Source organism: Legionella rowbothamii, assembly GCF_900639985.1.
GTDB classification, from domain to species: domain Bacteria; phylum Pseudomonadota; class Gammaproteobacteria; order Legionellales; family Legionellaceae; genus Legionella; species Legionella rowbothamii.
The window spans coordinates 1-7,049 of sequence record NZ_CAAAIM010000025.1 but is presented as its reverse complement, the minus strand read 5'-3'; the positions used below and the strand labels follow the sequence as shown (position 1 = coordinate 7,049).

Genomic DNA, 7,049 nt, shown 5'->3' with positions numbered 1-7,049 from the left:
AAATTGAATTTTAGAAGTTTGGAAAATAACCTTTAAATTCATAATGTTAAATTAAGACCTGCGAATTCTGTAAAATGCTTCCCCAAACCCCAGGTGGTCGGCCTCAAGGACTTACCAAACAAGCTACTGAAAAAGCATGTGCAGCTGAAGCACTTTATCGCCAAGGCGAATTAACTTCTGAAAAAATAGCTCTGCAATTAGGCATTTCGAAACCAACCTTATATAAGTACCTTAAATTTAGATGCGTACCAATTGGGTTTAAAGACGCAAAATAATTACATTAAGCAGTTTCATTAAGGGAATTACCTATAAATGATTATTACAGTTTTGTTGTTACTCATTTCAGCTGTTTTTATTTATTTATCCTGTGAGTTTTTTGTTAACGGGATTGAATGGGTCGGCCATAAATTTAATGTGACTAAAAACGCGACCGGCACCATTTTAGCCGCATTTGGTACGGCACTTCCTGAGAGCGTAGTGACTTTTGTAGCGGTGGTTTTTGGCACTACTCCTGCACAAAAAGAAATTGGTGTAGGTGCGGCGATTGGTGGCCCATTAGTTTTGGCAACTATTGCCTATGCTGTTGTAGGATGGATCTTTATTACTACAAAAAGCAATAATGGAAAACGAATTTTATCAAAAACTACTGAACTGCGTCTTGGATATGATCAAATGTGGTTTATGAAAATATTCATATGTAAAATAGCAATTGGGCTATTTGCTTTTGGATTCAAACCATGGCTTGGAATAGGATTTCTGGTAGCTTATGCTCTTTATGTTAGGCAGGAAATGAAAGGAACAGATGATCCCGAACATTTGGATTTTATGGAGCCTTTAAAAATAAGACCCTATGATAATAATCCTTCACAAACCTGGGCATTGTTACAAACTATACTTTCCTTAATTGTCATTTTTATTAGTTCACATATATTTGTTCATCAGCTCGGAATCATTGGTCCAAGTCTTGGGTTGCCTCCTCAGATGGTGGCCTTACTTTTAAGCCCTATAGCAACAGAACTCCCTGAAATTATGAATGCCGTAATTTGGGTTCGCCAGGGAAAACAAATACTGGCTCTTGCCAATATCAGTGGAGCAATGATGATTCAAGCTACTGTACCTAGTGCGTTAGGAATTTTTTTCACTCCATGGATTCTTGATAATGCTTCAATATGGGGAGCAGTCATAACCATGGTATCTATTTTAGGTTTATACCTCCTGTTACGAAAAAGCGCTTTAACTGGTCTTCGGTTATCATATTTTGGACTATTTTATGTTGTATTTGCTGTTGGACTCTATTTTATTTGAAAATCCAACGTAGTCCGACTTAAGTCGGTTGGTTCCCCAAGCCCCTTAATAAAGGGGATGACTCTTATCTATCTAATCAAAAAATAAAATATGCTAAACTGTACAAGAAATATATTGAATTGTTCTTTAATGGGGAATTGAATAACTAAAGTTATCTGGTAACGAGAGCAAGGGGATAAAATGAAACACATCAAATATGGATTTGGAAAAAAAGTATCGTACTCCTTTGAGCTTGCAATTGAGAAAGTTACAATGGAATTACAAAAAGAAGGGTTTGGAGTTCTTACAAAAATAGATGTGTCGGAAACTCTGAAAAAAAAGTTAGATCAAGATATGCCCCCCTATCAGATTCTAGGTGCATGTAATCCACAATTCGCCCATCATGCATTAGAGAAGGAGCCGTCTATTGGATTGCTGCTACCCTGTAATGTAGTTGTACGACAGGATAATTCAGCCAATGTATTTGTTGAATTTATGGATCCACAAGCAGTATTAGAATTAGTCGGTAATCCTGAAATCAATCAGGTTGCCAGCGAAGTAAGAAGTCGACTTGAACGAGTACTGAGCGCTCTGTAAATACGGATCTTTATTAAAGATGACTTCTTGTAATAGGGTTAACGACATAATGAAAATCCAGTGTTTAACAAATGATAACTGTATCGATATAGTATGTTTTATGATGAATGGTAGTATCTTCTGAAGTGGCTTATTCTTTGATTCATCAAGTCGCTTCAAGTGGTTTATTTAACTGCAAAAAATAAATGAAACCTAAATAAACAATATGTTTTTATTTAATTAAATTCACCAGCTAAAGAATTAATCTTTTAGCATTAATATATATATAGAAATTATAAAGGAACGTGTTATGACAAAACCTACAAACGTAACCACGTTTTTAGTTGCTAGGCTTGATTGTCCAACCGAAGAACAAATGATACGCCGTCAACTCCAAACCATTCCTGAAATTGAAAAAATGGATTTCAATTTCATTGGTGAAGAAGTCACTATTTATCATTCTCTGGATAGCATTGAGTCACTTAAAGCACAAATAGAAACATTAGGAATGCGTGTCAGTATCAAAAGCAGTGTTAGTAACAGCAGCGCTGCAAAAATAGGACATGATAATTCCTGGCTATGGATTACGACAGCAGGGATGTTGGCCCTTATCTCCGAGGGAATGGCTTATTTATACCAAACAGAGCAATCCCTTTGGGTTGGGGTAATGGCTTTAGCAGCGATAGTAATCAGTGGACCAACAGTATTTAAGAAAGGCTTGTTTGCTTTACGTTCTAAAACTCTGAACATTAACAGCTTAATGTTCATTGCAATTACAGGGGCAATACTCATTGGCGAATGGCCGGAAGCAGCGATGGTGACCGTTCTTTTTGCATTAGCAGAACGAATTGAACGCTATTCATTAGACAAAGCGCGATTAGCCATTCGAAGCCTATTGCAAATTGCACCAGATGAAGCAACTGTTAAAACAGCAGCGGGCACATGGCAAAAATTACCTGTTGAAGGCATAAAACCCGGTACCATTATCCGTGTTAAACCTGGTGAACGCATTCCGTTAGATGGTATTGTTGTCTCTGGACAAAGTAGTGTTAATCAGGCGCCCATAACGGGTGAGTCCATGCCCATAAGTAAACAAGTTGGCGACAGTGTTTTTGCTGGAACACTCAATGAGCGTGGCTCGCTTGAAGTAAACGTAAGCAAAGAATCCGGCGATACTCTATTAGCAAAAATTGGTAAAGCAATAGAGCAAGCACAAGCTGAGCGCGCGCCAACCCAACGATTTGTTGATCAATTTGCCAAGTATTATACGCCTATTATGGTATTAATCGCTGTGGCAGTTGCGTTAATTCCGCCACTTCTATTGGGGTATCCATTTTACGAATGGATCTATAAAGCCCTTACTTTACTCGTGATTGCTTGCCCCTGCGCGCTGGTAATATCAACCCCGGTTACGGTAGTCAGTGGATTGTCTGCGGCAGCACATCACGGTCTTCTTATAAAAGGAGGAAGTTATTTGGAAATGGGTTATCAATTAAAGCTCATTGCGCTGGATAAAACAGGAACCCTTACAGAAGGAAAACCTGTAGTCACCGATTTTATAGACTATCAAAACACACATAAAAGAAGCGATTTATTGCTCTTAGCCGCAAGTCTCGACAGTCATTCTGAACATCCTGTTGCCCATGCATTGGTTGAATACTGGCACCAGGAACAACCTATGACTACTTTAGCAACTGTAAGTAAATTTGAAGCCCTTCCTGGTCGTGGGGTTATGGGGATTATTAATAACGAACTATATTATATAGGGAACCATCAACTAGCAGAAGACAATAAGGTTTGTAATTCTGATATCGAAAAACAGCTGGAACAGTTAGAGAAAGAAGGAAAAACAACGGTTATTTTAAGTACTACTAAAGCGGTGTTAGCCATTTTTGCCGTAGCTGATACGCTTCGCCCGACCAGCCAGTTAGCTATTCTATCGTTGCATCAACGGGGTATCAAAACAGTAATGTTGACTGGAGATAATGCAGTTACCGCGGCAGCCATTGCCAATGAAGTGGGGATTGATGATGTCAATGCTAATGTCTTGCCTACAGAGAAACTTAATGCGATGAATGAATTACTGGCCAGTTACCATACTGTTGGTATGGTAGGAGATGGAATCAATGATGCGCCGGCTCTAGCAAAAGCCACCATTAGCTTTGCTATGGGCAAGGGAACTGGTACCGCCTTGGAAACCGCTGATGTGGCTCTTATGAATGATGATTTAGCGATGCTGCCTTTATTTATTGATTTAAGCCGCAAAACAGTACAAGTGCTGCGGCAAAATATCAGTTTATCACTTGCAATCAAATTTGTTTTTTTTATTATGGCATTGGTTGGTTTAGCGACCTTATGGATGGCCGTATTTGCAGACATGGGGGCTAGTCTTATTGTTGTTGCTAATGGCTTGCGATTACTTAAATTTAAAAAAAATATGGGGTATGACAGATCGTTGGATTGAATAATCAATTAATAATAATGGGAAGGTTGATTATTCACATAATACGCCACCTGCGAAATTTGACATGTCCGCGTTGTAGATTAGTTCACTAAGACCATACCGATGAACACTTACCAAATCCTACCGAGCATTAAAAGGTTATCTCCTGTTGGCAACATTTTAATATGTTGGTACATTTACATTTTGCAAATCAGAAAAAACTATTAATATTCATGAGGTTGCGAAATTACTGTTTGACGATGAAACCATCAATGCTGGCTCTATAAGCCTTGCTGCATAAGGGTTATAGCGGGTCATGCTGATAAACCAGCGCTAGATGGAATTAACCCCTAATTCTGGCTGCATTTTCTTGGGTAATTTGATTTTGTGCAGCAGCTGGGATAAGTAAGTCGACCTCGAGTTCCAATAATTCTTCATTCGTAATTATAGCTTCATTCGCAAGATCACAAATAGACTTTTTGCAATAGATAGACTGCAGTTCTTTAGAGTTGTTTTTTATTTCAATCATGCGAGGTATATCGATGCCTTTGGTATTATAAATGCCTCCTTTCGAATCACTTATCGCAACAATTTTATAGCCATTGTCGTAAAGCAGCTTAGCGATACTTTGTCCAGCATTACCAAATCCTTGAACAGCAACTCGTAGCTTAGAAGACTGCCATTTTTTCTTTTTTTCAAGAATTTTAATGCAATAGTAGGCACCTAGACCGGTCGCACCCTCACGCCCAAAGCTCCCTCCCAAAGGAATAGGCTTGCCTGTGATTACCGCTGGACTATTTTTCCGAACAATGGTGGCATACTCATCCATCATCCAGCCCATGATCATCTCATTGGTATACATATCAGGAGCAGGAATGTCTTTGTCTGGCCCAATAAAATCCGCTATTAACTCAATGTAGCTTCGGCTTAACCGCTCCAACTCCATGCGGGATAACTGTTTTGGATCAACAATTACCCCGCCTTTTGCGCCACCAAAGGGGATGTCAACGACAGCGCATTTTATTGTCATCCATAATGCAAGAGTTTTCATCTCGTCTAAATCCAATTTCGGATGAAAACGTATGCCGCCTTTCATAGGGCCGCGGCTGTTATTATGATGGACTCGATAAGCTGGAAAAATTTTTAATTCACCATTATCCATCCGAACCGGGAGAGATACTTCCAGACAGGATTTAGGGTGTTTAAGTTTCTCCAAAGCTTCTGGGTCAATACGACAAAATGAAGCGGCTTTATCAAGCCGTGAAAGAGCATCTAAGTACATACATTCCTCCAATTAGTGCATTCACGAGGTTTCTTCAGAAAAAACCATTCATTATCCCAAGCCTGAACTCAAAAATAATTTCAACCCAATAAGCAAGAAAGCGCCTGCTTAAAAAAGTACAGCGACCCCAAAAGTTAGTGTATTTTGAGTGGTAGCCTCTCCCTGGCTTCGAAGAATCCGCTTAAGAGCACCATACTCTTCATCATGTTCGTACTCTGTAAAAATACTAAGCCCTGGCTTAAGACGATAATAAGGTCTAAGGATATAACGCATTTGGTTTAAGCCATTGCCAATCTCATTCTTGACCACGGTATGAGTGGCCAGAATGCTGCGAAGTCCTGTTAGGAAGAAGAAGTTATTGGTCAGCTGAGTAGCCCGCGCTAACTGAATGTCAAATTTCACACTGCCATCCCGGTAATACGTTCTAATGTTGGTATCAATGTAATAAGGCATCACTCCTTCAATCCCAATACCGGGTTGCCAATAAGGTCCTCCCGGGCGATAAAAATAATTGACCCCACCTTTAATGGCCCAAAATTGACTAATCAAATGCCAATAGAACACATCGATGTCCGCATTTTCAACGGATCCTTTATAAATTTCCGCATCCTCAGTATACAGCTGGAGCTTATTGTAATCTGGGCCATAGAGGCCTCTAAAAGACATTTCCTGAGCATTATGAAAAGGATCTTCACCCAGCTCGATATAGCTTGAGCGATAAAAGCCTTGATGATGCCCTGCGGGGTGTTTGATGAGTGAAGCATCCAATGGCATGACTTCGTCTTCTCTTACGATAGGTCGATTGATGTAGGCTTGCTGAACAGCGTAATTCTCTGGCTTTCGAGTGCCGTTGGCAATCTCGATGATGGTAGTGTATTGAAATACGCGCGCCATGCCCGCCGTCATGTGCAGAAGATGGTGGCAATGAAAAAACCATTGGCCGCTGGCCTCGGTATCAAAATCGGCAACGGCAGTAGCACCTGGAGCCACCTCAATGGTATGCAATAACGGATCGTAAGATCCATGACCATTGCGTAAAATAAACCAATGACCATGAATATGCATGGGATGACGCATCATCGAATTGTTGGTAAAAATAATCCGATAACGCTTTCCTGGCTCAATCAGAATCGGTTTGGCCTTGTATTCAGGTAGGCCATTAATAAACCAAATATAACGGTCCATGTAACCAAACAATTCCATTTTAATAATCCCATCGACTGGTTTATTAGGATTGTTGGTTTTTACTGCGGCTTTTAACTCTTGATATTTGGTTCCTATGGTGGTGGCCTTTGCCGAATCAAGTGACTCTATCTTATCGCCTATGATAGATGGTTCAGTTGGCATGGTCATAGAGCGATCCATCTTCGTCCCTTGATCCATCTTCATGTTGGGATCCATCTTCGTCCCTTGATCCATCTTCATGTTAGGATCCATCTTCGTCCCTTGATCCATCTTCATGTT

The 7,049-nt window shown here is 40.0% G+C and carries 5 protein-coding genes and 1 pseudogene; 4 read left to right on the top strand and 2 right to left on the bottom strand.

Annotated features, from left to right (window positions below; all coding sequences use genetic code 11):
- The first annotated feature begins 74 nt into the window (after positions 1-74).
- From E1P08_RS16960 to E1P08_RS16945, 4 genes are all read left to right on the top strand, one after another.
- The gene (locus E1P08_RS16960) at positions 75-275 is read left to right on the top strand and encodes a helix-turn-helix domain-containing protein (protein ID WP_133138124.1); all 201 of its coding nucleotides are present in this window, start codon (positions 75-77) and stop codon (positions 273-275) included.
- A 37-nt stretch (positions 276-312) separates the two neighbouring features.
- The gene (locus tag E1P08_RS16955; protein ID WP_133138123.1) at positions 313-1,305 is read left to right on the top strand and encodes a sodium:calcium antiporter; all 993 of its coding nucleotides are present in this window, start codon (positions 313-315) and stop codon (positions 1,303-1,305) included.
- Between the two features lie 180 nt (positions 1,306-1,485).
- Positions 1,486-1,881 (top strand): DUF302 domain-containing protein, encoded by a 396-nt coding sequence (locus E1P08_RS16950; protein WP_133138122.1) that lies wholly within the window; start codon positions 1,486-1,488, stop codon positions 1,879-1,881.
- A 289-nt stretch (positions 1,882-2,170) separates the two neighbouring features.
- Positions 2,171-4,324: a heavy metal translocating P-type ATPase gene (locus tag E1P08_RS16945; protein ID WP_133138121.1), complete on the top strand. Its 2,154-nt coding sequence runs from the start codon at positions 2,171-2,173 to the stop codon at positions 4,322-4,324.
- Positions 4,325-4,652: 328 nt separating this feature from the next.
- On the opposite strand, the pseudogene E1P08_RS16940 reads toward E1P08_RS16945, so the two are convergent.
- Positions 4,653-5,585, bottom strand: a pseudogene (locus E1P08_RS16940) (Glu/Leu/Phe/Val family dehydrogenase); the annotation flags it as partial.
- Positions 5,586-5,693: 108 nt separating this feature from the next.
- Positions 5,694-7,049, bottom strand: a 1,356-nt coding sequence (locus E1P08_RS16935) for a multicopper oxidase domain-containing protein (RefSeq protein WP_242602518.1), incomplete at its 5' end; no start/stop codon positions are given.